Here is a 23,202-nt window from a genome sequence, read left to right on the forward strand (position 1 = left end):
CTGCCCTCTGTTGATGTGTTACGCCTGTTTTAGTGACAGGTATATTATCTGTCCCGTCAAAATCTAATGGCGGGATAAACGCGAAATAACCAACCTATTTACCGGATTCAACAGAGAGGAAATTGCGTAAACTGCGACCATCAGAAATAATCCCGTTTGTGAAGGAGAGGAAAATGACGCCCCGCTACCGCACCCTGTTTATCAGCGGATTACTGGTGTTTTCCGCCTCCGCCCGGGCCGGGTTACCGGAAGATATCAATCGTTACTTCCGGCAACTGCACCCGAAACCCATGCAGGTCTCTGTCGAAATAAAAACCCCGATCGACCGCTGGCCCGCCTGTAAAGACCCGGTACTGCAACTGCCTGCGGGCGGACGTAACACCGGCAATGTCTCACTGCCGGTGTTATGCGGTAAAAAACGCACTTTTATGCAGCTGACAGTCAATGTCACCGGTCAGTATTACGTGGCAACCCGTCAGATTCAGCGCGGTGAGACTGTTCAGCTTGTGGATATCGGCACAAAACGCGGTTTACTTCACAAATTGCCTGCGGGCGCGGTTACCGATAAAATAGCCCTCCGCGGTGCCATTGCCCTGCGCAATATTGATGCCGGGCAGACCTATGTCGCGTCCATGACCCGCAAACCCTGGGCAATAAAAGCCGGACAAAGCGTTTTTGTCATGGCGGATGGTGATAATTTCTCGGTAAAATATGAAGGCCGTGCCATTAATAATGCCGCCGCCGGCACCACTATCCGGGTCCGGCTGGTGAATGGTCAGGTGGTCAGCGGTGAAGCCCTTGAAAACGGCAGCGTGAAAGTATCACTGTAGTTATATGCTGCGTGATGAATTTAGTTATAAAGTTTCAGATAAGATTGCCGATAAACAATGAGCACAAGGGAGGCGCCCCTCCATCTCATACAGATCGGGAAAAGGAAAACAGATATGGCAATTGAGCAAACATCCGCGATTTCAGCACTGACAAAAGTGATTAACCGCGACCCGAAAGAGCTGACCGCGCCGGTGCGCGATAAAAAAGTTCAGGCCGAAGAGACTGTCCGCGAAAGCGCATTTTCGCCGAGTGAACTTCAGAAACAGCTGCTTGCGCCGGGTAAAAACGACATTAATACTGCACGGGTGGCAGAAATTAAACAGGCGCTGAAAGACGGCACATTACGGATGGATGCCGGTAAAATCGCTGACGGTCTGCTGCGCGATGCGCATGAGTGCATGTTATCCATGGACAGTGCTGATAAAAATGACTGATCAACTTCTGCCGCTGCTGGATCAACAACTCTCTCATTTACAGTCACTGCATCAGGTGATGAAAAATGAAGAGTTGTTACTCGGCTACCCGCGTGTTCCGCAGTCTCCGTTTCAGGAAGCCACGGAACAAAAACGGTTTCTGGTTGCCGCTATCGGCCATAATGAAACCCGCCGCCAGACACTTGAGCAGGAAACCGGGCTCTGTGCACCTTATGACAATAATGAAACCATGCACACTGTCTGGAATGCGATTAAAGACCTTACTCTGATGCTGAAAGAGATGAATTACCGCAATCATCAGATGCTGAAACTGCATATGCAGTTTAATCAGGAGCGGCTGGATTTTATGAAAAAACATAATAACCAGGCGACTTACGGCGCTGACGGCCAGGAATCCCGCACACCGGCACTCGGTAAAAAAATCTCTGTCTGATAATTAACTGCCCTTCCCCGGCAGTTAATCCCATTACGTATTATTACCCTGTTTATCATTACGCTTCACTGCTGTATTTTCCTGATATACTCAGATAAACAGGACTCCCCCGCACCATGTCGTTATTCACCTTCTGACAGCCGGAAATACTGACAGAGAACTACCGGCACCGGGAAGATGTCGCTATTCTGCAGGAATTACAGGAAGTGCATCCATGCCATTTTGATTTTCCGCCGGGTCCGTATTTCGGACCGGTGGTTCACCCCGCGTGCCAACAGCTTATTCAGCGGTGATATTGATACTGCCGGAAAAAATACAGCGGTATTAAATCTTCTTCCGTATGCTTCGGAGGATATGAGCAGAGCTGAAAAAATTGCTAACCAGAAGAGATTAAATCACAGACACAAAAATGGATTGCGGAACATATTCAGCCGGGCTGAATATAAAAAAGAGGAACCGGCTTGCGCGGGCTCCCCTTATCGTGGTTATGTTGTCCGGCCTCAGCCGCCGATCATGGAGGTCATCCGTATCTGACGGCGGTCATTCAGTTCAAGGTTGGACATCACCGCCAGCTGCGGCAGACTGCGGCGCAGGAAGCGGGATAAGATCAGACGCAGTGAGTGATTGACCAGCAATACTGTCGGTGCCCCCATAGCTTCCTGGTGCTGTACCGCACTCATCGCCTGCATTTCGATATTCTGTGCCAGGTTCGGCTCCAGACCGCCGCCGCTTTTCGCTGCCTGCAACAGAATCTGTTCCAGCCCCGCATCCAGACCAATCACCTGAATTTCCCCTGATGCCCCGAACCACTGCTGAGTGATAGCGCGGCCCAGTGCTATCCGCACCTGAGATGTCAGAACATCTGTATCTTTCTGCTCGCCGTTCTCACCAACCTGCTCTGCAAGGGTTTCAATAATGGTGCGCATATCGCGGATCATGACATTTTCGGTCAGCAGATTTTGCAGCACGCGGTGGAAAACGGTCAGCGATAAGGTATCCGGGATCAGGTCATCCGCCAGCTTCGGCATCTCTTTCTTCACGCGGTCATACAGCATCTGTGCTTCCTGACGGCCGAACAGGTCACTGGCGTATTCCAGCAAAATCTGATTAAAGTGTGTCGCCACCGCCGTACTGGCTGAAACCACGGTGTAACCCTGAATCTGTGCCTGCTCACGCAGATCATCATCAATCCACACCGCCGGTAAACCAAATGCCGGTTCCTGTGTGGCATCCCCTTCCAGAGAGCCTGCCGCATTGCCCGGGTCAATCGCCAGCCAGCGGCCCGGCTGAGCCTCGCCGCGCCCGACTTCCGCCCCCTTGATCAGGATCCGGTAAGCGGTCGGTGCCAGCTCGAGGTTGTCACAAATATGCACCACCGGCGGCAGATAGCCGACTTCCTGAGCAAATTTTTTGCGCAGCCCGCGGATCCGCCCGAGCAGTTCGCCCTGCTGGTCATTATCCACCAGCGGGATAAGCCGGTAACCGACTTCCATCGCCAGAAGATCTTCCGCCACCACATCATCCCAGGTCGCTTCCGTGACTTTATTCGCCTCACGGAAGTGCTGCTCCTGCTCATTATTTTCCGTCTCTTTGACCGGTTCTTTACTTTTCTTCACCAGATACCAGCCGAGAGATGCCAACGCCACGGTGAACAGCAGGAACACAAAGTTCGGCATGCCCGGGATAAGCCCCAGCAGACCCAGAACCCCGGCACTCAGCCACATCACACGCGGGTTGTTGAACAGCTGGGTGACCATCTGCTCACCGGCATCTTCATCTGTTGCAACGCGGGTCACAATCACACCGGCTGCGGTTGAGATAATCAGTGCCGGGATCTGCGCCACCAGACCGTCACCGATGGTCAGCAGGGTATAGGTGCTGGCTGCATCGCCCAGCGGCATATGGTGCTGAGCCACACCGACAATCAGGCCACCGATCACGTTAATCACCATGATCATAATCCCGGCGATGGCATCACCGCGGACAAACTTACTGGCCCCGTCCATTGAACCGTAGAAATCGGACTCCTGGGTTACTTCCGCACGGCGGCGTTTGGCTTCTTCATCATTGATGATCCCGGCGTTTAAGTCCGCATCAATCGCCATCTGCTTGCCCGGCATACCGTCGAGCACAAAGCGCGCACCGACTTCGGCGATACGTCCCGCACCTTTGGTGATAACCATAAAGTTGATTAACACCAGGATGATAAAGACCACAATCCCGATGGCAAAGTTACCGCCGACCAGGAAGTGCCCGAACGCCTCAACCACCCGGCCCGCTGCCGCAGGACCGGTGTGGCCGTCCATCAGGATGATACGGGTGGATGCCACGTTCAGTGACAGACGCAGTAAGGTGGAGAACAGCAGGATAGTCGGGAACGCGGCAAAATCGAGGGTACGCCGGGTGAACATCGCCACCAGCAGCACCATAATGGACAGCGCGATATTAAAGGTAAACAGCAAATCCAGCACAAACGCCGGCAGCGGCAGTACCATCATTGACAGGATCATCAGGATGAGGACCGGCCCGGCAAGTAACTGCCATTGTGCTCCCTGCATCGTTTTCGGTAATCTCAAAAGTGCAGCCAGATTAGCCATTTCGGGTATTTTCTCCAACAAAATCAAGTGCCTTTGGCACCGGTAAATTCTTCGGTTTTTTCGGTTTCAGGCCGCCTTCACGACGCCAGCGGCGCAGCTGAAACACCCATGCCAGCACTTCCGCCACGGCGGAATACAGTGCCACCGGAATTGACTGCCCCACCTCAGCATGGCGGTAAAGTGCCCGCGCCAGCGGTGGTGCCTCCAGCAGCAAAATGCGGTTCTCCGCACCTATCTCTTTGATCCGCTGTGCCAGCACCCCGGCACCTTTGGCCAGTACTCTCGGTGCGGTCATTTTTTTCTCGTCATATTTCAGGGCAACAGCGTAGTGCGTCGGGTTGGTCACAATCACATCCGCCTGCGGCACATCAGCCATCATGCGGTTACGCGCCATCGCGCGCTGCTGCTGACGGATTTTGGCCTTTATCTGCGGGTCACCCTCCTGCTGCTTAAATTCATCCTTGATTTCCTGGCGGCTCATCCGCAGCTTTTTCAGGTGCGAACGGAACTGCCAGAACACATCAAACGCCACCATCGGGATCAGCATGAAGATGATAAGGTAACCGGCAAAAATCACTTTCTGCATCGCATTGGCCATTGCCGTTGACGGGGATTCCATCGCCAGATGCAGTAAGGACGGCCACGCCTGCCATAAAAAAATCCATGCGCCCAGGCCAATCAGCAGGGATTTAAGAATCGCCTTGAATAATTCGGCCAGCGCATTCATGGAAAAAATACGTTTAAAGCCCTTCAGCGGGCTCAGTTTTGTCAGATCAAACTTGATGGATTTGGTGTTAAACGCCAGTCCGCCGACCAGTGCCGACGCCGAAATACCGACCAGCGCCAGTCCGCCGACAACCGGCAGCATCGCGAATAACGCTTCACCAATGACTTTTCCGAGAAAACGCAGCATCAGCCCCGGATTCTGCAGATAAAAGTTATCAAAGAGAAATCCCTGACGAAAAATATCACGCAGTTGTCCCGCCAGATGGCCGCCGCTTAACCACAGCAGGCTGATACCGGCCAGCATCATCATCAGTGAGCTGAGTTCTTTGGAGCGGACAATCTGTCCGTCTTCTTTGGCTTTCTGTTTTTTATGGGGGGTGGGTTCTTCTGTTTTTTCCACATCACTTTCATCAGACACTCACACCTCCGCCGTCTGCCGGGATTTTGCTTATGGCTATAGCATGACAGAATGCGGCAAATTCAATGGTGGAAAATGACCGGTCTTAACGGTGTAATTCCCTGATTAAAGCAGGAGTGGCGGAATTATCAGCAGAAAATCACTCAGTGACACCCGCAGGCAGTGGTCAGCAACGCAATATAGTCAAATTAAGCCGCTGAACCTGATGAAAGCCCGTATTTCGCACGGAGTGTTAAATTAGGAACAATTCCGATAGGCAGTTGTTACCGGTACTTTATAATTTGCCACTGTTTTATTCCACGATAATCACAAGGTACTCACTGATGAAAAAAACAATTTTAGCCTGCTCTCTGGGTTTAATGGCTCTGGCTCTGACAGCATGTTCCGGCGAAGAAAAATCAGCATCATCCGTTCCGGGTGCAACTGAAACCTGTAACAAATACTTTGCTGAAGTCGATGATTTAGTGAAGAAAGCAACTGAAAAAGCCGGTGACAACGAAGCGGTTAAAGCACAGTTAGAACCAATGCTGAAACAGTTTGACGACGCGAAAAAACAAATCGCAACACTGCCGAAAGAGCAGCAGGACGCAGCATGCAAAGCAGGCAGCGACGCAATGGCTCAGATTAAGCAGGCAATGGGTATCTGATTTCCGTTGTGACAGACTGACCGTTCTGAACCGCGGCATCCCTGCTGCGGTTTTTTTATATCAGAAACCAAGCTCATCAAGCAGATCATCAACCTGTGACTGTGATGCCATCACATTGGTTCCTTTCGGATCAATCTGCGGTCCGTTTTTCAGACTGTCGACCGGATGTTTTGCACGGATTTCCGCAGGGGTGTTTTCCATCAGCAGAAACAGCAGCTGTTTCTCTGTTTCTTCCACCACTTCCATCATTTTTTTCACGACCTGACCGGTCAGATCCTGGAAATCCTGTGCCATCATAATTTCCAGTAACTCACTTTTGGTCACCGCACTGCCGTCAATCACCCGGCGGATAAACGCCATGGTGGATTCCTGCAGGGCCGGATCGACCTCCGCTGACGGACAGGATTGCCAGCGCGCCTGCAAATCCAGCGCGTCCTCGTGCATTTTTACCTGCAACGGCTTGATAGTGTCGATACCGTTAAGTGTTTTTTCCGCCGCCTGTGCAGTCATCTGAGCGATGTAGCGCAGTCTGTCTTTTCCGTCCGGAATTGTCGCGACCGCCTGCTGCACGCCCTTTTCTAATCCCAGTTCACGCATGCTTTCTCTTAACATCCTCGTTAAAAAACCGACCCGGGTGATGATCAGTTTTAAATCATCATCACTGTTTTTGTTTCTGTCCGTTGATTTATTTTCCGTCATCCTGCTTTCCTTCTGCTGAAGCCCCTCAGTTCAGACCCATTTTTTCGAAGACTTTATTCAGTTTTTCCTCGAGGATCGCGGCAGTGAACGGCTTGACAACATAACCGCTGGCACCGGCCTGAGCGGCGGCAATAATATTTTCTTTTTTCGCTTCGGCGGTCACCATCATGACCGGGATATGTTTGAGTGCATCATCCGCGCGGATGGTTTTCAGCAGCTCCAGCCCGTCCATGTTCGGCATGTTCCAGTCTGCCACCACGAAATCAATCTGACCTGCACGGATTTTCTCCAGTGCATCCACACCGTCTTCCGCCTCTTCAATTTTGTTGTAGCCCAACTCTTTTAAGAGGTTACGCACGATACGGCGCATGGTGGAAAAATCATCAACTACCAGAAAATTCAAATCTTTAGCGGCCATAACCACTCCTGCAATAATACAATGAATAATTGCCGGTTCCGTCAGGCGGAAACGGCAGCAAGTCTGCCCAGCACACTGGGGGCAATTTTGACGAGATCCTGAATTTCATCGACCGCATTCAGTTCAATCGCCGCTCTCGGCATACCGAAGACCACGCAACTGCGCTCATCCTGGGCATACGTGACCGCGCCCTTCTGCCGCAGATTCAGCATACCGCGCGCACCGTCCATACCCATACCGGTCAGCAGGACCGCGATGCATTTGCGGGCGGCACATTCGGCCACTGAGTCAAACAGCACATCCACAGACGGGCGGTGACGGTTTACCGGCGGTGTCTGCTGAAGCACCACCTGGTAACCCTGGCCTTTATCCGCAATCAGCATATGCGCATCGCCAGGGGCAATATAAGCATGCCCTTTGCGCAGCACATCTCCGTGTTCCGCCTCTTTTACCGTCAGCGCACAGAGCTTGTTCAGGCGCTCGGCAAATGAGCGGGTGAAACCGGCCGGCATATGCTGGGTGATCACCACCGGCGGACACTCCGGCGGCAGCATCTCCAGGAACTGACGGATAGCTTCCGTTCCGCCGGTCGATGCGCCCACCGCAATCAGGCGGTTATGGCAGACATACGATGACAGCGGTTTGCTGATAACCGCCGGTGCTGCCGTCACTTTTTCCTGACGGCGGAAACGGTTACCCTGCGTGATTTTTGACATCGCCGCAGCACGGATTTTTTCACCGATAAGGTCACGGTAACTCATCATGGTTTCGCGGATCCCGATCTGCGGTTTGGTGACAAAATCCACCGCACCAAGTTCCAGGGCTTTCAGCGTCACTTCCGAGCCTTTGGAGGTCAGTGTGGAGACCATCACCACCGGTACCGGGTGCAGGCGCATCAGTTTTTCCAGAAAATCGATGCCGTCCATCCGCGGCATTTCCACATCCAGCGTCACCACATCCGGTTCATGCTGTTTAATCAGATCACGCGCAACATACGGATCCGGAGCTACGTCCACCACAGTCATATCCGGATGGCTGTTAATAATTTCACGCATTAACTGGCGCATCAGCGCCGAGTCATCAACGCAAAGTACTTTTATTTTTTTCATCACTTCTCCCGGCCGCCTGAATGCTGTACACGGTCTGTCCTCTGATGACATAACGCGAAGATAACTGTGATAAGTTCTCCGAGTGCCCGATAAACAGCAGCCCGTCAGGCTTCAGTAGCGGAACAAAACGTTCCAGTAGTTGTTTCTGCATATCCTTATCGAAATAAATCATGACATTACGACAAAATATGGCATCGAACTGCCCCTGAAACTGCCAGTCGTTGTCCGTCAGATTCAGATAACGGAAATCAATCATCCGGCCGAGCGCCGGTTTCACCCGGGCATAGCCTTCATATTCCCCGACCCCCTTCATAAAATAGCGCTGACGCTGAAGGGCGTTGAGGCTTTTCAGCTCTTCGATACGGTAGACGCCCTTACGGGCCTTCTCCAGAACTTCGGTATCGATATCACTGGCGATCACTTTGGCATTCATGGCGTTCGCACCGAGAACATCACTGAGTGTCATGGCGATCGAATACGGTTCTTCCCCTGTCGAGGCAGCCGCGCACCAGATAGTGATCGGCTGGTTACGGCGGGGACGGATAAAGTCAGTCAGTGTCTGAAAGTGATGCGGCTCCCGGAAAAATGCGGTCAGATTGGTGGTCATTGCGTTAATAAATGCCTGCCATTCCGGGTGCAGCGGCTCCCGTTCCAGCAAACGCAGGTATTCAGCGAATGTGCTCATATTGCAGTCTCTGAGCCGCTTTAACAGGCGGTTGTAGACCATATTCTTTTTATTCATGCTAAGGACGATGCCTGACTTTTTATGAATAAACCGGCACACCCGACCAAACTCATCATCTGTGAGTGGTTCTATCTGTGGCGCAAAAAGCATCGTACTTGTTGTCCTTTCGGTAAAAACGATTCACTGACAGTCTTCAGTACAAACCGATCAGTTACCGCCTGCCGCCGGCGTCTGCGATACGAACCGGTGTCAGGCGGTGATCAGGACTGTCAGCCGGCAAAGCCGGACTGAGTGCCCCTGTTATCCGGCAGCTCAAAGAAAGCGACCGTGTCGACCAGGTTATTCGCCTGATCTTCCAGTGCGGCTGTTGCACCTGTTGACTGCTCAACCAGTGCGGCGTTCTGCTGGGTCACCAGATCCATCTGGCTGACGGCGGTTGCCACCTGCTCGATACCACGGCTCTGCTCGTTGGAGGCAGACGCGATTTCGCTCATCAGTTCCGTCACCTGGTTCACCGCAGTGACCAGTTCTTCCATTGTTTTACCGGCGCTGTCCACCAGTTGCGTTCCCTGGCCGACGCGGTCAACTGACTCATCAATCAGGGATTTAATCTCTTTCGCGGCATCCGCACTGCGTTGTGCCAGCGCACGCACCTCACCGGCGACCACGGAGAATCCGCGTCCCTGCTCACCGGCACGGGCGGCTTCCACGGCGGCGTTCAGTGCCAGGATGTTGGTCTGGAAAGCAATACCGTCGATCACGCTGATAATGGCGCTGATCTTCTGCGAACTGTTGGCAATCGAGGTCATGGTTTCGATCACACTGTCCGTGATCTGACCACCACGGCTCGCGGTTTTTGATGCCATCACCGCAAGTTCACTGGCCTGACGGGCATTATCGGCGTTCTGTTTCACCGTTGCGGTCAGCTCTTCCATACTGGCGGCGGTTTCCTCCAGGGAGGCAGCCTGCTGCTCTGTCCGTGATGATAAATTATTATTACCCAGGGCAATCTCGCGAATTCCGGTATACATCTGGTCTGTATTCAGACGAACGTTTGAGACAGATTCTGCCAGCGATTCCTGCATCAGCTTAAGCTGACCGAATACCACACCGATTTCATCACGGGTGGTCACTTCTATCTTCTGGTTCAGTTTGCCCTGTGCGACCTGCATAAAGTGCTCGCTCATACTGGTGAGCGGATTAATCACTTTGTAACGCATCCAGAAATGAGCCAGACCGGAAATCAGCAGAATGGTGGCGGTAACGCCGAAGAACATAATCCACGCCATCCGGTTATAGAACGTGCCGGACTCAATCGCACTGCGGCTCTCTTCATCCAGCAACGCCAGATAATCATTCACCACGGCCCCCATTCTGTCCTGATACATCTGGGTCGGGTGTTCCACATAGGCAGGGATATTGGCGTTATCAATGTAACCGCGCAGTTCTTTAATCACACCAAGGTAAGACTGATACTGTTCTTCAATACCGGCAAAATCCTCTTTCTCACTGAGGACGGGCTGGGATTTGAAGTTGCTGTAATCCTCCGCCGCTTTATCCAGCAGCAAATCAAACGCAGCTTTGACCTGGCGGATATCGCTCTCTTCAGAGCCGACTTTAATATGAACAACAACCTGGGTAAGCAGGTTACGGGCCTGCATCAGATCTTCATAAGAAGACACCAGTAATGCCCGTTTTTTTGAGCCGAGATCGACCCGTTCCAGTGACGATAATTCAGATGAAACAATCCCCAGCGATAATCCGCTGGACACTATCTGCATGCCGCAAAAGAAAATAAGCAACAGATATAAACTGACAGAAATCCGTATTCTCTTACCAAACATAATGCTATCCCCACTGCGTCCGGCCGGGCTCACCTGCTTCGGTTGTTATTATCGCTGTGATGCACAAAAGCGCCGTCAGGTTTCCCTGACAGCGCAAAGCACAGACGCGTCGTTAAAAAGTTTCCCAATTGTCATCATCTTGATGATTCTTCGATGATATTTTGCTGAGATCCGGGGTTTTCACGACATTGGAAATCGTTCTTGCCGCCGGTTCAGTGTGTTTATCGTCCCTGTGCTTCAAGGCCGGTAAGCGGAAAATGGCTATCAGCTGTGACAGTTTCGCCACCTGTTCTTCCAGCACATTTGCCGCCACCGCAGACTGCTCAACCAGTGAGGCGTTCTGCTGCGTCACTTTGTCCATTTCAGCAACTGCAATACTGACCTGTGAAATACCTTTGCTCTGCTCATCGGATGCCGTGGCAATGTGCGCCATGATATCGGTGACACGGGTAACGGATTCCACGATTTTAGTCATGGTTTCACCGGCATCTTCTGCCTGACGGGCACCGGTTCCGGTACGGGATACCGAGTCTTCGATGAGGATTTTGATCTCTTTTGCCGCATCTGCGCTGCGCTGCGCCAGGTTACGGACTTCATCCGCCACCACCGCGAAACCACGGCCGTGTTCACCGGCACGGGCAGCTTCAACTGCCGCATTCAGGGCCAGGATATTGGTCTGGAACGCAATGCTGTCGATAACGGCAGTGATATCGGAAATTTTTTGTGAACTGTCAGCGATATTCAGCATGGTATTCACCACGTTGGACACCACTTTGCCGCCTTCACGGGCAATATCAGAAGCCTGACCGGCAAATTCACTGGCCTGATGGGCGTATTCGGTGTTCTGTTTCACCGTTGCGGTCAGCTCTTCCATACTGGCAGCCGTCTGTTCCAGACAGGCAACCTGCTCCTGGGTACGGGCAGACAGATCATTGTTACCGGCGGCGATTTCGCTGGTACCCTGATAGATGTTTTCGCTGCCGTCGCGCACACCGCGCACCGTATTAATCAGCTCCTGCTGCATGTGCTGCACACCGCGGCCCAGATCAGCGATTTCATTTTTACCGTTCACCGCAACTGTCGGAGTCAGGTCACCGGCAGCAAAGATTTTGATGCGATCAACCAGACCATTGAGAGGGTGAATAATGCCGCGCTGTACATAGCGGTAACTGATAAGACTGATCAGCGCGAGAATAATAGCCAGCACAATCAGCATATACAGGGATTCACTGAAGTTATCTTCCGCATTCTGTACTTCACCCCGGAACGCCGCAGAAATACTGTCGAAATACGAATTAAACTGCTCTTCGAACTTCATCTGATAACCGGATGTGGCATAGGTGTAGAACTGTTCCAGCTGATCTTCCCGGACATAGGACATCAGCCGGGTCAGTGCATTACGGTAGGTTTCATAGGTGGAGAGCAGCTTTTCAAACTTCGCCTTGTCGTAACTGGTGCCCTCCATCATTTTCATATAGCGGGCATACGCAGCGTCTGCATCCGCTAACTGACGGGTGGCCTGTTTGATCAGCTCATCCGGGGTGGCATCATCTTTAAAGGTGTACTCTCTGAGCAAAAAGCCGTTTGCCGCCCGGTTTAAATTGGCACGGGCCTGGATCAGGTTAACCCAGCTCTGGGTCAGAACCTGTCTCTGACTCTGGAGTGAATCCAAAAAGTGGATACTGTCGCGGTTTTCACCCAGTTTGCTGAACATCAGCCCGCTGGATGCCAGCTGCAACAGTACAAATATAAGAATAACGGATAAAAGCCCTGATACAATTTTAATTCTGCTATACATAATTTTCTACTGGCATAGTGTTATTGTATTTTTGATATCGGTCACACGACAAAAAACTTTAGTGATGGCTTAACCAAAACCATTTGGCTGAATTATTATTCAGCCATGCTGTCGATGAGTGCCATTTCCTCGCTGGAAAGCAGCTTTTCGATATCCACCAGGATCAGCATCCGGTCACCGATGGTGCCCAGGCCGGTCAGATATTTGGTTGATAAGGTGACCGCGAAATCCGGCGCCGGGGCAATCTGCTCATCTTTGAGCACCAGCACGTCAGACACGCCGTCCACCACAATCCCCACCACGCGATCTTTCAGATTGACCACAATCACTACGGTGTTGTCGTTGTAAGTGACGTTCTGATGGGAGAACTTCACACGCAGATCGATAATCGGGATAATCACACCGCGTAAGTTAGTGACACCCTTGATAAAATCCGGGGTATTCGCAATACGGGTGACCTGCTCATAACCACGGATTTCCTGTACTTTCAGGATCTCAATGCCGTACTCTTCTTCGCCCAGGGTAAAAATCAGGTATCCTTCGCCGTTTTTCTCTTCATCGAGTTTGTTTAAATCTTCATCCATCATCGACATGGTTATTTACCTTTGTTTATTGCATCACGACGTGTGACGTGTTCATTTTCTTTTTGCACAAAATTTCGTTGTTCATCCGCTGCAGTTCCGCCACATCAATAATCAGTGCGACAGAACCGTCGCCCATAATGGTGGCGGCAGAGATCCCCGGAATTTTGCGGTAATTACTTTCAACATTTTTCACCACCACCTGCTGCTGTCCGATCAGTCTGTCAACCAGCAGGGCGTAACGGTTACCGGCGTTCTGAACAATCAGGGCGATACTTTTCGCCAGATCACGCTCCGCTTCTTCGATACCGAAGACCTGATGCATTTCCACCAGCGGCAGATATTCGCCGCGCACCAGCAGCATTTTTTCCTCACCGGCAAGGCGGTAAATGTCTTCCTGACGCGGCTGGAGTGTGCTGATAATGGCGCTGAGCGGCACAATAAAGACATCGTCCGCCACTTTGACGGACATGCCGTCAAGGATAGCCAGGGTCAGCGGCAGCAGAATGCGGGTCACGGTGCCGCGCCCCTCGGTGAAACCAATCTGAATACGGCCGCCCATGTCCTGAATATTCCGTTTCACCACATCCATACCCACACCGCGGCCGGACACATCAGTGATCACTTCGGCGGTGGAGAAACCCGGTGCCATAATCAGCATCGCGATTTCATCGTTGGTCATGTTGTCGTGCACATCCATGCCCTGCTGGCGGGCCTTGGCCAGGATCCGCTCCCGGTTCAGACCGGCACCGTCATCCCGCACTTCAATGCAGATATTGCCGCTCTGATGTTCCGCCGCCAGGGTCAGTGTCCCGGCTTCCGGTTTGCCGTTTGCCGCGCGGACATCCGGTTTCTCAATACCGTGGTCGAGGCTGTTGCGTACCAGGTGGGTCAGCGGATCGATAATCCGCTCAATCAGGCTCTTATCGAGTTCGGTGGAGCTGCCCTCCACTTTCAGCTCAATTTTCTTATTCAGTTTTGAGGCGATATCGCGCACCATGCGCGGGAAGCGGCTGAAGACATAATCCATCGGCATCATGCGGATAGACATGACGGATTCCTGCAGCGCCCGCGAGTTGCGTTCCAGCTGGACAATCGAACTGAGCAGCTCCGCATATTCTGCCTGATCCACCTGCTGGCTGTGCTGGGTCAGCATTGACTGGATAATCACCAGCTCACCGACCAGGTTGATCAGTTGATCCACTTTCTCCACCGCCACACGGATGCTGCCGCTGTCACCTTTATTTTTTGCCGCCGCAGCCGGTGCTTTGCGCGCCGCCGGAGCAGATGACGATACTGCTGCCGGTGCCGGTACGGCAGCCGGGGCGCTGACGGTTTCTTCTTCCGCCTCTGCCGGAATATTGTCTGCGGCCAGCATGGCGGTTAATTCCGCTGCCGGTGTTTCCTCATACGCAATCTGAGAATCATCCACCACAAAGCAGAGCACGCCGCTGATGTCATCAATCGCGGTATTGGTGCCCAGCCAGACTTTCAGGGTATCGGTGCCCTGTTCGGTTTTGTATACCGTGCCGAACAGTGACAGCTCATCGGCCAGCAGAGCGACTTCGCTCTCCTTTAACTTACTGAGCGTAAACGTGAAATGATGTGAAAAACCGGTTTCCGGTACTGTGCTGCTCTCTTCTGAGCCGGCGGTAATTTCTGCGGTTTCACTGACCGGTTCCGGCTCAGCGGTTTCCGTGACAACAGCGGCGTCCGCCACACTCTGCTCCACATGCCCCAGCACTTCGCAGATGCGGTTGAAACTCGCTTCATCCGGCAGTGTATCGCTCTTATAAGCATCCAGCTGCGAGCCCATCACATCTTTGGTATCAAGGAAGACATCAATGATATCCGGCGTCAGCGTCAGCTCATCATGGCGGGCTTTATCAAGCAGGTTTTCCAGGGTGTGCGTGGTTTTCTGCAACAGCGTGAATCCGAATGTTGCCGCACCACCTTTAATGGAGTGTGCACTGCGGAAGATAGCATTGAGCTGTTCACTGTCCGGATCCCGGGGATCAAGCTCCAGCAGGTGCTGTTCCATATCCCGGAGCAGCTCGTCGGCTTCATCGAAGAACGTTTGATAAAACTCGGTTATATCCATCGCGGTTATCCAATTTTTTTCTTGTGTGACGGCTGACAGGTACTGCCGGCAATCCGGCAGTACCTGTCCATCCTGTTTATTGTGTTGTATCCGCCGCCGCAGCGCTGTTCTGCGGCGGTGTCTGCTCCGGTGTCGCCGGTTCCGGCACCCTTTCCGGCGGGATCTCCGGCGGAGCCGGTGTCTCTGTATGCGGCGCTGGTAACTGCTTCAGCTGCTGTAAATCGGTAATGGGAACAGCCCCTTCATATTCATGGAGAATATTTGCCATCTCCGACTCATTCAGAACGATGATGCTGATACGGCGGTTCACCGGCGCAAGTCCGTCCTTTTTATCCAGATGGATGGAAGATGCCATCCCGACCACCCGCAGAATTTTGTTCTCGGCCATACCACCGCGCACCAGTTCACGGCGCGAGGCATTGGCGCGTTCGGCAGACAGTTCCCAGTTGCTGTAATTACCGCCGTTGGCATACGGCAGGTCATCCGTGTGACCGGAAATACTGATACGGTTCGGCACGTCATTGAGGATCGGTGCGATAGCCCGCAGAATGTCCCGCATATACGGCTCAACATGAGTGGAGCCGACCATAAACATCGGGCGGTTGGCACTGTCGACAATCTGGATCCGCAGCCCGTCATCGGTGGTATCAATCAGCAGATGCGGCTTCAGTTCATTCAGACGCGGGTCTTTGAGAATCGCCTGCTCCAGGTCCTGTTTCAGTTTCTCAAAACGACCGGCTTCATCCTGTCCCTGCTCGTCCTGCATACTGTCCGGGTCCGGCAGTGTGTCACCGTCTTTATAAATGATGTCTTTGCCGCCGCCCGGAATCGGGTTAGTGGCATCCCCGGTTTTTGTTCCCGGGTTGATCGCTGTTTTCAGCGGCGTGCGGAAGTATTCCGCAATCTGAGTCAGCTCCTGCGGGCTGGAGATAGAAATCAGCCACATCACCAGGAAGAACGCCATCATGGCGGTCATAAAGTCAGCGTAAGCAATCTTCCATGACCCGCCGTGTCCGCCGCCGTGCCCGTGACCACCCCGCTTTTTGACGCGGATAACATGCGTATTGCCCGGTTTCATCGTCGGTCTACTCCCCGTCCTGTGCTTCGGTACGGTGGCTGACTTTTACTTCACGGACTTTGTCTTCCAGCTCGGTAAAGGACGGACGGTCGGCGCTGAACAGGACTTTACGTCCGAATTCAACCGCGATTTGCGGCGGATAACCCTGTAAGGATGAAAGGAAAGTGACTTTGATACATTCCAGCATTTTCAGCTGTTCACCGCTGCGCAGGCGGATCAGTGACGCCAGCGGCAAAATAAAACCATACGCAACGAGAATACCGAGGAATGTCCCGACCATCGCATGCGCAATCAGCGCCCCCAGCTCACCGGCCGGACGGTCAGCAGAACCCAGCGCATTAACCACCCCGAGAACGGCGGCAACAATACCGAATGCCGGCATGGAATCCCCGACCATATTCAGGCCGGAAGCCGGCACTTCGCTCTCCTGACGGAAGGTTTCCAGTTCTTCATCCATCAGGGCTTCAATTTCGTGACTTTGCAGGTTACTGGTGATCATCAGACGCAGATAATCCACCAGGAACATCAGTGCAGCCGGATCTTTGAGAATGCGCGGGTACTGGGAAAAAATATCGCTTTCCTGCGGATTTTCGATATCTTTTTCCAGAGCAAGCAGCCCCTGCTGGCGGGATTTATTGAGTAACTGGAACAACAGCGCCATCAGATCCATTGACATCGCTTTGTTGTAGGAGGAGCGCCGGAACAGACGCGGCAGGACTTTACCCAGGGCAACAATGGATTTTCCGCTGTTACCGACGACAAATGCACCAAAACCGGCACCTAAAATAATAACAAATTCAGCGGGTTGATAAAGTGCGCCCATATGGCCGCCAACCATCAGATAGCCGCCGATGACCGTGCCCGTAACAATGATGTATCCGATGAGTATTAACACACTATTCCCTTTAACTCAGTTAGGTATCGGATGGCAGTCAAAGGGAATTTTCAGGAAGGACAGGCAAAACGGATTTGCCTGTTTACCAAATCAATCCAGTCACATTACCGCTTTGGCAATGCCATCCTCTCGATATAGCGTAATATCGGCGGGAAGCGCGGAAAGTTTACGTTTTTTTATTGCCCGTGACGGCGGCTGGCACAAACTGCAGGTAAAACTGTTTTCAGGGATGTGCGCGTAGGTGACAAATGACCCGCTGCAGCAACTGCAGACCGAGCGCTGAAGCATTCCGCTCTCCACAAAACGCACCAGTGTCCAGGCGCGGGTCAGTGCCAGCAGCGGCTCTTCACCGGGCGCCGGAGGACACTGCTCCAGGTACAGCCGGTAAGCCTTTACTATCACATCAACACCGGTGCACTGTCCGCTGTTCATCAGAAACTCGTAGGCGTTATAAAACATGGAGGCGTGAATATTTTGTTCCCACGTCATAAACCAGTCGGTGGAAAACGGCAGCATGCCTTTCGGGGGCGGACATCCGCGCAACTCTTTGTAGAGGCGGATCAGGCGTCCGCGGCTGATTTGCGTTTCGCTTTCCAACATCTGAAGACGAGCACCCAGAGAGATTAATTCCATCGCGAGACGGATATCCTGAGCCTCTTTGATGATACTTTTTTCGGCCATGATACTTATCTTTTTCTTGCGTGTGAGTCAGTGCCAGCCGCGCCGTGCGTTTGCAGCAGACGGGTTGACAGTAAAATTCCGGTATGAACCTGTTGTAATTCATCCACGCGGGAATCGCGTGTGAGTTTTTCAATGGTTTCGCTGCTTTCAAATCTGAACTGACAGATTAGCTGGTTGGTTTCCGCTAATTTGACCAATTGAGAGAGCGTAAGGTTTGCTAACGTAGTTGCCATTGCATCGTTAATGCCTAAGCGGAACATGGCAGAAGCTTTTTCCTGAGCAATAAGTTTTTGGGCTAACAGCAGGTATGAGAGGTTAATATCATAAATATGCTTCAGAAAATCAGTCGTCTGGCTCATTTTTTTTCCTTTCCGAATATCAGCAGCATCAAAGTACAGCAGAAACTATCTCCGGCGCTGTGTGATACCGGAGATCCTGTTTTACGTAATGTAATAAATACCGGAGAAGCTCATTCCATTGTTTACTGCCAATCCATATAAATATCCGGCATGCGTGCGAAACACACAAAAGTAAACTTAAATTAAATACATATCAGGAATACCTGTAAACAATAAAAGTAACGATTAAAATCAGCACCAGCTTATTTAATGTCTGAATCATCTTATATCATTTATAGACGTTATTTATTATGCACCACAAAATTAACTATTCAAGCCACTGATGTTTGTTTTTGGCAGAGAAAGATAAACATCCCATTATGCATTAGTACAATTTTACTATTAATTATATTTTGTCTCACCATATCCCAAATACTCACCACACTTATCGCTGCCATAAGTTAAATGTCAATAATCTTCAGGCGAATATGACTCAAAATGTGTGTGACTCAAGTCCATTGCACCAATCATATAATGTGACTGCCTATATTGATCCAGATCAATGAGCTTTATTAGGAAACTCCTCTTTACCCCATGAACCGAAGAGATACTTAGCAAAAATAGCGGTACAAAACTCTTATTTTTCACCGGAATGGTTATATAAAGTTCGATTTTGTTCATTTTCACCCGGTTTATGACCCTGCAATAACAATGTGAAATTGTGAACATTACATGACATCCCCGCTGATCAATGTTTAGTTATTTTTAACAAAAAATAGTCGTTCATGATGATAAACAATAAGATTTACTTATGTTATTTCCGAGGGATTATTTGGAAGGAAGGTAACTGAAGATTAAATGAATTTAATTCATTGTTGTAGTTTTCAATTCATGGTGTCTTTATTTCTTTTTAAAAATAATGGCTCTCTCTTTTTATATGCTCACTTATTTGTCTTTCCGGAGCTGATAAGGTTATGTATATACCTTCGGATGATACTTTTATAAACTCAGCCGCCTCTCTGATAAACCGGTGACTGTTCTGAAAAACACACTGACATCCTTCTGTCACAGAAATGGCATCATACCATCACAATCCCGGCATTTTCCTATTAGCAAAGTCGTTAATTAAATGTAGCATTGTCACATAGGCTCACGCCTTAAGTAATAACCTGGAATATAGTAACATACAGTTACTATATACTTTTGTTTTTACAAATTAAAAGTGTACCGCAGTCATGTGACGATTCCGGGTAATTATTTCACGCTATTCAGTCCCGCAGAACAGTGCTCTATATCCCCCGGCACTGAAAATTAGTAAGCAGATCAAGATTTGCGATCCTGCGCTTTTTACATCATCCCCTGATTACCGATAAAATGTTATCAAATTGTGATTGTCATCACAGTTTATTGCTGATTTTCTGAAAAGTTTCTGAAACCCGGGCCGATATTTATGACAGACGCCACGCTCTCCACCCTGTAACCTCACTTTACTGCCACAAAAAATCTGCCGTAGTGTGACACTAATCCGGCACTTTCCATCAACCGGATAGCTGAAGATTTAGTTCTTTATTCTTAAAATAAGCTAAAAATCCTCTGCCTCTCCCATCAAAAATTATCGCTAAATATAAATATTCTGTTGATACACAGAATAAAGCCGGTGGAATAACCACCGGCTCAAACCTTAAGGCTTTATTAAAATACTGACCCACGCACAAAAAGGCATCAGACCGGCAGTTCAGAGGCAATCATCCAGTTAACCGCACTGACACTTCTCTCCAGACTGACCCGGCAAACAATGCCTTCTATCTCCTTCTGCTCTGCCGGTGTGGCACGCACTTCCGCACAAACCTCCAGTTTTCCGCCGGTTGTATCTGCACTGCTGAGTGAATGCAGCCGGACATGTGAACCATTCAGCGCCTGAAGGATCACGGTTCTGACCAGAATTTCATCTTTTTCATGACAAACGGCACGGATTTTATAGTCCTGCACCAGGTCCGTGGCGTGAATGACCGGCCGGGCATTGATGCGCTGCGCGGCTTCCCGCAGCAAAATATTGGCACATAAGATAACCAGTGCCGCCGTCACTGCCGGGCCAAATTCTCCCAGCCCGCACAGCACACCTATACCGGCTGAGCACCATAATGTCGCGGCGGTATTCAGCCCGCGGATATTCATACCTTCACGCATAATAACGCCGGCCCCGAGAAAACCGATGCCGGAAACCACCTGTGCGGCTATCCGTCCCGGGCTGTCCGGTGATGTGGTCACCGAACTTAAGATAAATACAGCGGCACCTACAGCCACCAGCGCATTGGTGCGCAGGCCTGCCATCCTCTGACGCCACTGGCGCTCCGCACCAATCAGGGCGCCGAGTGCCAGCGCCGCCAGTAAATTGAGTAAATAAGGAATTGCAAACATAGTAACCTCCACCCGAAAGACGCAATGGCGTCAGGTGTTAACAGCAGAAAAAGTAAAAATGACTGAAAATTCTGCTCAGTAACCAGGAGGAAAGAGTGCGTGAGAAACAATAAACATACTGCATACCTGTAGCAGTGATACGACCGGGAACCGGCAGATCATCTGTATCAATAAAAAAGTGCAGTACCGCAGGAAAGGTGCTGCCCGCCATTATCATTCCGGCAGACAGGTTTCAGAAGAGAAAGGTGTGCCGGATCAGTTAATTGAGTTATAACTGTGACTGTCCAAATCCGGGTCCTCTGTTCAGAAAAGATGCGCGGAGTATAGGATGTCCGCGAAAATATGTAAAGTCAGAAATTATTTTTCGGCGTGATGAATACGCCATCCCCGCCCTCTTTTTCATTAAAAAACCAAATCCCCTCCGGATATTCCGGTAACGCCACCAGATACATCACACCTTCACTGAACGGTTCTATCAGCAATATCCGGCCTTCACGCGGCTCATCCGCATCGGTTTTGACATAAACTGTGTCGTCAATCTGCATCATCCGGCTCCCGGTCGTCACGATAGCGTGATCAGCATAAAAATCAGGTATAAAAAAAGCCCGCCACTTACGCGGCAGGCTTGGAATTCGGTTTGGCTATATCTTACAGCGGAGTTACGTTAGCTGCAGCCGGGCCTTTAGCACCATTCTCGATGGTGAATTCTACTTGTTGGCCTTCGCCCAGGGTTTTGAAACCTGCGCCCTGAATGGCAGAGAAGTGAACGAAAACATCTTTGCTGCCATCAGCTGGAGTGATGAAACCAAAGCCTTTAGATTCGTTGAACCACTTAACTTGACCTTTCATTTTGTCAGACATGTGACTTTCCTATATATAAATAAATGCATTGCCATTTTGGCAGGTACTGGCCGGAAGCAAAAACTAAATGGAGGCACACAGCATATGAAACGGTCAAAGGCTATCCTGGATAACACTCAACTTAAACGCTCAAACTCAGTTGTCATACATAAAGCTGCTCTTTTTAGGGCCGCAAGCATTAACTCATGAGTGGGCATGAATAGCAACTGATTTATTGCCGTGAATTTTAAAAAAAGTGAAAGAGCTCATATTTATTAACTTTTGTTTGATTAATTGTCTGCGATTTCAGCGTATTGAACTGACAATCAGGCCAGACTTAAGCCAAATAAGACTATTCTTAATAATCCCTGCATCATAACAGTTGCTCCTCACAAAGCCCGTAACTGTTCTGCGCGGTTGTGTACCGGACATGTTAATATAATGTATCAGAATAGTCAGCAGACCTGCGGAGGTCATTCATATGGATGTCGTCAGAACACTTATCACCGGCGCTCTTGATAATATCAACCAGCGTGAGAAGCGGGACGGAAAACCCCGTCTCAGCAGTCATTTTATCCGCACCTATCCTTATTTATGTCTGGCGATGGTGGTGTCCTATCTTGTTCTGGGTGTTCTTATTTATTATGCACCCTACTTCGGCTTTTACTGGCTGCTCGGTTTCAGTGCCCTGTTCCTGGTAATGGCTGCGGTTCTGCTGTTTGAAGTCAGACCGGTTTACCGCTTTACGGATATCGGCGTGCTGGATCTGCGGGTGTGCTACAACGGCGAATGGTTTGTCAGTGAAGTTGTGCCCCCGGAAACCCTGGCGGCGTTACTTGACCACCCGCAGGTCAGTGATGCACTGAAACAGGAGATCCGCCATATGACAGAAACAAAAGGTACCGTGTCATTTTATGATCTGCATCTGATGGCGTACCCGGAAGCGCATCCGGAAAAACCGCGCTCCCACTGGATGAAAGGTGCGGCTTAAACCACTGTTTATGCCTGTTTTTCACTCACCCGGGTTACTTGCTGAGCAAACAGAATAAAATTGACTCTTTCCCGTTGACACAACCGGGGTACCCCGTTAATATGCGCCTCGTTCCCAAGGGAACACGCTTCCTCCATAGTTCAGTCGGTAGAACGGCGGACTGTTAATCCGTATGTCGCTGGTTCAAGTCCAGCTGGAGGAGCCATATTTAAGAGCCCGCTCACTGAGCGGGCTTTTTCGTTTGTGTCCCTGCTTATCCGCAATTGCTCAAGCCTTAGCCACTCAGTCATTTTTTTGCATTTTGCCCTTTACAAGCTGCCGCAGGATAGCTATGATTCACCCCGTTCTCACGAGAACGCAATTCCTCCATAGTTCAGTCGGTAGAACGGCGGACTGTTAATCCGTATGTCGCTGGTTCAAGTCCAGCTGGAGGAGCCAAATTTAAAAGCCTGCTCAGTGAGCAGGCTTTTTTCATTTCTGCTGCCCCTCTTTTTCCGTACTGCTTCTGATTAGTCCCCGGCAGGTAAAAATCCGGATTTATACCTGTTAACCCCGTGATTTTGATGATTATTCCGCCGGAATGCTCATAAGTACGGCAAACAGTTCACAATCTCTGATTTTCGCTTTGACAATCCGTTCT

At 50.7% G+C, this 23,202-nt stretch carries 22 protein-coding genes and 2 tRNA genes; 7 read left to right on the forward strand and 17 right to left on the reverse strand.

Annotated features, from left to right (window positions below; all coding sequences use genetic code 11):
- Nucleotides 1-173 precede the first annotated feature (173 nt).
- The 3 genes from flgA (at nt 174) to ACSBQN_RS09045 (ending at nt 1,698) form a co-directional block, all read left to right on the forward strand.
- Nucleotides 174-830, forward strand: a complete 657-nt coding sequence (flgA, locus tag ACSBQN_RS09035) for a flagellar basal body P-ring formation chaperone FlgA (protein WP_024473873.1) — start codon at nt 174-176, stop codon at nt 828-830.
- Nucleotides 831-944: 114 nt separating this feature from the next.
- Entirely contained in the window at nt 945-1,265 is a 321-nt protein-coding gene (gene flgM / locus ACSBQN_RS09040; protein ID WP_024473874.1) for a flagellar biosynthesis anti-sigma factor FlgM, read from the forward strand.
- The gene (locus tag ACSBQN_RS09045) at nt 1,258-1,698 is read left to right on the forward strand and encodes a flagella synthesis protein FlgN (RefSeq protein WP_024473875.1); all 441 of its coding nucleotides are present in this window, start codon (nt 1,258-1,260) and stop codon (nt 1,696-1,698) included. The genes flgM and ACSBQN_RS09045 overlap by 8 nt, the downstream gene beginning before the upstream one ends.
- A gap of 500 nt (nt 1,699-2,198) precedes the next feature.
- Here the strand turns inward: ACSBQN_RS09045 and flhA are convergent, their stop codons facing one another.
- Together flhA and flhB are read right to left on the reverse strand one after the other, a co-directional pair.
- On the reverse strand, nt 2,199-4,295 hold the full coding sequence (gene flhA / locus ACSBQN_RS09050) for a flagellar biosynthesis protein FlhA (protein WP_214192105.1): 2,097 nt from the start codon (nt 4,293-4,295) through the stop codon (nt 2,199-2,201).
- The gene (gene flhB / locus ACSBQN_RS09055; protein WP_004240019.1) at nt 4,288-5,439 is read right to left on the reverse strand and encodes a flagellar biosynthesis protein FlhB; all 1,152 of its coding nucleotides are present in this window, start codon (nt 5,437-5,439) and stop codon (nt 4,288-4,290) included. Before flhB ends, flhA begins: the two co-directional genes overlap by 8 nt.
- Nucleotides 5,440-5,762: 323 nt before the next feature.
- On the opposite strand from flhB, the gene ACSBQN_RS09060 reads away from it, so the two are divergent.
- Nucleotides 5,763-6,086 (forward strand): DUF5339 domain-containing protein, encoded by a 324-nt coding sequence (locus ACSBQN_RS09060; protein WP_024473878.1) that lies wholly within the window; start codon nt 5,763-5,765, stop codon nt 6,084-6,086.
- A gap of 60 nt (nt 6,087-6,146) precedes the next feature.
- Here the strand turns inward: ACSBQN_RS09060 and ACSBQN_RS09065 are convergent, their stop codons facing one another.
- The 15 genes from ACSBQN_RS09065 to cspE form a co-directional block, all read right to left on the reverse strand.
- Nucleotides 6,147-6,785, reverse strand: coding sequence for a protein phosphatase CheZ (locus ACSBQN_RS09065; RefSeq protein ID WP_024473879.1), 639 nt, complete (start codon nt 6,783-6,785; stop codon nt 6,147-6,149).
- Between the two features lie 25 nt (nt 6,786-6,810).
- Entirely contained in the window at nt 6,811-7,203 is a 393-nt protein-coding gene (cheY, locus tag ACSBQN_RS09070) for a chemotaxis response regulator CheY (RefSeq protein ID WP_004236857.1), read from the reverse strand.
- Between the two features lie 41 nt (nt 7,204-7,244).
- The gene (locus tag ACSBQN_RS09075) at nt 7,245-8,312 is read right to left on the reverse strand and encodes a protein-glutamate methylesterase/protein-glutamine glutaminase (RefSeq protein ID WP_024473880.1); all 1,068 of its coding nucleotides are present in this window, start codon (nt 8,310-8,312) and stop codon (nt 7,245-7,247) included.
- Complete coding sequence (locus tag ACSBQN_RS09080; RefSeq protein WP_024473881.1) at nt 8,284-9,147, reverse strand: CheR family methyltransferase; 864 nt, start codon at nt 9,145-9,147, stop codon at nt 8,284-8,286. The genes ACSBQN_RS09075 and ACSBQN_RS09080 overlap by 29 nt, the downstream gene beginning before the upstream one ends.
- 119 nt (nt 9,148-9,266) lie before the next feature.
- A complete protein-coding gene (locus tag ACSBQN_RS09085; RefSeq protein WP_354632825.1) occupies nt 9,267-10,841 on the reverse strand; it encodes a methyl-accepting chemotaxis protein in 1,575 nt (524 codons plus the stop codon).
- Nucleotides 10,842-10,953: 112 nt separating this feature from the next.
- A complete protein-coding gene (locus ACSBQN_RS09090) occupies nt 10,954-12,639 on the reverse strand; it encodes a methyl-accepting chemotaxis protein (RefSeq protein ID WP_024473882.1) in 1,686 nt (561 codons plus the stop codon).
- 95 nt (nt 12,640-12,734) lie between these two features.
- Nucleotides 12,735-13,232: a chemotaxis protein CheW gene (gene cheW / locus ACSBQN_RS09095; protein WP_004236862.1), complete on the reverse strand. Its 498-nt coding sequence runs from the start codon at nt 13,230-13,232 to the stop codon at nt 12,735-12,737.
- Nucleotides 13,233-13,248: 16 nt separating this feature from the next.
- Complete coding sequence (gene cheA, locus ACSBQN_RS09100) at nt 13,249-15,321, reverse strand: chemotaxis protein CheA (protein ID WP_214167754.1); 2,073 nt, start codon at nt 15,319-15,321, stop codon at nt 13,249-13,251.
- A gap of 76 nt (nt 15,322-15,397) precedes the next feature.
- The gene (gene motB, locus ACSBQN_RS09105; RefSeq protein WP_024473884.1) at nt 15,398-16,399 is read right to left on the reverse strand and encodes a flagellar motor protein MotB; all 1,002 of its coding nucleotides are present in this window, start codon (nt 16,397-16,399) and stop codon (nt 15,398-15,400) included.
- Between the two features lie 7 nt (nt 16,400-16,406).
- The gene (gene motA, locus ACSBQN_RS09110; RefSeq protein ID WP_004240017.1) at nt 16,407-17,294 is read right to left on the reverse strand and encodes a flagellar motor stator protein MotA; all 888 of its coding nucleotides are present in this window, start codon (nt 17,292-17,294) and stop codon (nt 16,407-16,409) included.
- Nucleotides 17,295-17,393: 99 nt separating this feature from the next.
- A complete protein-coding gene (gene flhC, locus ACSBQN_RS09115; RefSeq protein ID WP_004236866.1) occupies nt 17,394-17,975 on the reverse strand; it encodes a flagellar transcriptional regulator FlhC in 582 nt (193 codons plus the stop codon).
- Nucleotides 17,976-17,980: 5 nt separating this feature from the next.
- Nucleotides 17,981-18,334, reverse strand: a complete 354-nt coding sequence (flhD, locus tag ACSBQN_RS09120; protein WP_004240016.1) for a flagellar transcriptional regulator FlhD — start codon at nt 18,332-18,334, stop codon at nt 17,981-17,983.
- A 1,701-nt stretch (nt 18,335-20,035) separates the two neighbouring features.
- Entirely contained in the window at nt 20,036-20,731 is a 696-nt protein-coding gene (locus ACSBQN_RS09125; protein WP_024473885.1) for an MgtC family protein, read from the reverse strand.
- A gap of 350 nt (nt 20,732-21,081) precedes the next feature.
- Nucleotides 21,082-21,276: a protein DsrB gene (gene dsrB, locus ACSBQN_RS09130; protein ID WP_015422621.1), complete on the reverse strand. Its 195-nt coding sequence runs from the start codon at nt 21,274-21,276 to the stop codon at nt 21,082-21,084.
- Nucleotides 21,277-21,379: 103 nt separating this feature from the next.
- Nucleotides 21,380-21,592 carry a transcription antiterminator/RNA stability regulator CspE gene (cspE, locus tag ACSBQN_RS09135; protein WP_004240014.1) on the reverse strand — a complete coding sequence of 71 codons (213 nt, stop codon included), beginning with the start codon at nt 21,590-21,592 and terminating at the stop codon, nt 21,380-21,382.
- Between the two features lie 460 nt (nt 21,593-22,052).
- Between cspE and ACSBQN_RS09140 the strand changes: the two genes are divergently transcribed.
- The 3 genes from ACSBQN_RS09140 (at nt 22,053) to ACSBQN_RS09150 (ending at nt 23,000) form a co-directional block, all read left to right on the forward strand.
- The gene (locus ACSBQN_RS09140; RefSeq protein ID WP_024473886.1) at nt 22,053-22,562 is read left to right on the forward strand and encodes a YlaC family protein; all 510 of its coding nucleotides are present in this window, start codon (nt 22,053-22,055) and stop codon (nt 22,560-22,562) included.
- Nucleotides 22,563-22,691: 129 nt separating this feature from the next.
- Nucleotides 22,692-22,767 (forward strand) — tRNA-Asn (locus ACSBQN_RS09145).
- A gap of 157 nt (nt 22,768-22,924) precedes the next feature.
- A tRNA-Asn gene (locus ACSBQN_RS09150) sits at nt 22,925-23,000 on the forward strand.
- Nucleotides 23,001-23,202: the final 202 nt, after the last annotated feature.

It is taken from the genome of Morganella sp. B601, from assembly GCF_051172335.1.
GTDB lineage: Bacteria > Pseudomonadota > Gammaproteobacteria > Enterobacterales > Enterobacteriaceae > Morganella > Morganella morganii.

Bases quoted from the DNA above. Each gene is read 5' to 3' on its own strand.
- flgA (WP_024473873.1), top strand. From the start codon at position 174: ATGACGCCCCGCTACCGCACCCTGTTTATCAGCGGATTACTGGTGTTT.
- flgM (WP_024473874.1), top strand. From the start codon at position 945: ATGGCAATTGAGCAAACATCCGCGATTTCAGCACTGACAAAAGTGATT.
- ACSBQN_RS09045 (WP_024473875.1), top strand. From the start codon at position 1,258: ATGACTGATCAACTTCTGCCGCTGCTGGATCAACAACTCTCTCATTTA.
- flhA (WP_214192105.1), bottom strand. From the start codon at position 4,295: ATGGCTAATCTGGCTGCACTTTTGAGATTACCGAAAACGATGCAGGGA.
- ACSBQN_RS09060 (WP_024473878.1), top strand. From the start codon at position 5,763: ATGAAAAAAACAATTTTAGCCTGCTCTCTGGGTTTAATGGCTCTGGCT.
- ACSBQN_RS09065 (WP_024473879.1), bottom strand. From the start codon at position 6,785: ATGACGGAAAATAAATCAACGGACAGAAACAAAAACAGTGATGATGAT.
- cheY (WP_004236857.1), bottom strand. From the start codon at position 7,203: ATGGCCGCTAAAGATTTGAATTTTCTGGTAGTTGATGATTTTTCCACC.
- ACSBQN_RS09075 (WP_024473880.1), bottom strand. From the start codon at position 8,312: ATGAAAAAAATAAAAGTACTTTGCGTTGATGACTCGGCGCTGATGCGC.
- ACSBQN_RS09080 (WP_024473881.1), bottom strand. From the start codon at position 9,147: ATGCTTTTTGCGCCACAGATAGAACCACTCACAGATGATGAGTTTGGT.
- ACSBQN_RS09085 (WP_354632825.1), bottom strand. From the start codon at position 10,841: ATGTTTGGTAAGAGAATACGGATTTCTGTCAGTTTATATCTGTTGCTT.
- ACSBQN_RS09090 (WP_024473882.1), bottom strand. From the start codon at position 12,639: ATGTATAGCAGAATTAAAATTGTATCAGGGCTTTTATCCGTTATTCTT.
- cheW (WP_004236862.1), bottom strand. From the start codon at position 13,232: ATGTCGATGATGGATGAAGATTTAAACAAACTCGATGAAGAGAAAAAC.
- cheA (WP_214167754.1), bottom strand. From the start codon at position 15,321: ATGGATATAACCGAGTTTTATCAAACGTTCTTCGATGAAGCCGACGAG.
- motB (WP_024473884.1), bottom strand. From the start codon at position 16,399: ATGAAACCGGGCAATACGCATGTTATCCGCGTCAAAAAGCGGGGTGGT.
- flhC (WP_004236866.1), bottom strand. From the start codon at position 17,975: ATGGCCGAAAAAAGTATCATCAAAGAGGCTCAGGATATCCGTCTCGCG.
- flhD (WP_004240016.1), bottom strand. From the start codon at position 18,334: ATGAGCCAGACGACTGATTTTCTGAAGCATATTTATGATATTAACCTC.
- ACSBQN_RS09125 (WP_024473885.1), bottom strand. From the start codon at position 20,731: ATGTTTGCAATTCCTTATTTACTCAATTTACTGGCGGCGCTGGCACTC.
- dsrB (WP_015422621.1), bottom strand. From the start codon at position 21,276: ATGCAGATTGACGACACAGTTTATGTCAAAACCGATGCGGATGAGCCG.
- cspE (WP_004240014.1), bottom strand. From the start codon at position 21,592: ATGTCTGACAAAATGAAAGGTCAAGTTAAGTGGTTCAACGAATCTAAA.
- ACSBQN_RS09140 (WP_024473886.1), top strand. From the start codon at position 22,053: ATGGATGTCGTCAGAACACTTATCACCGGCGCTCTTGATAATATCAAC.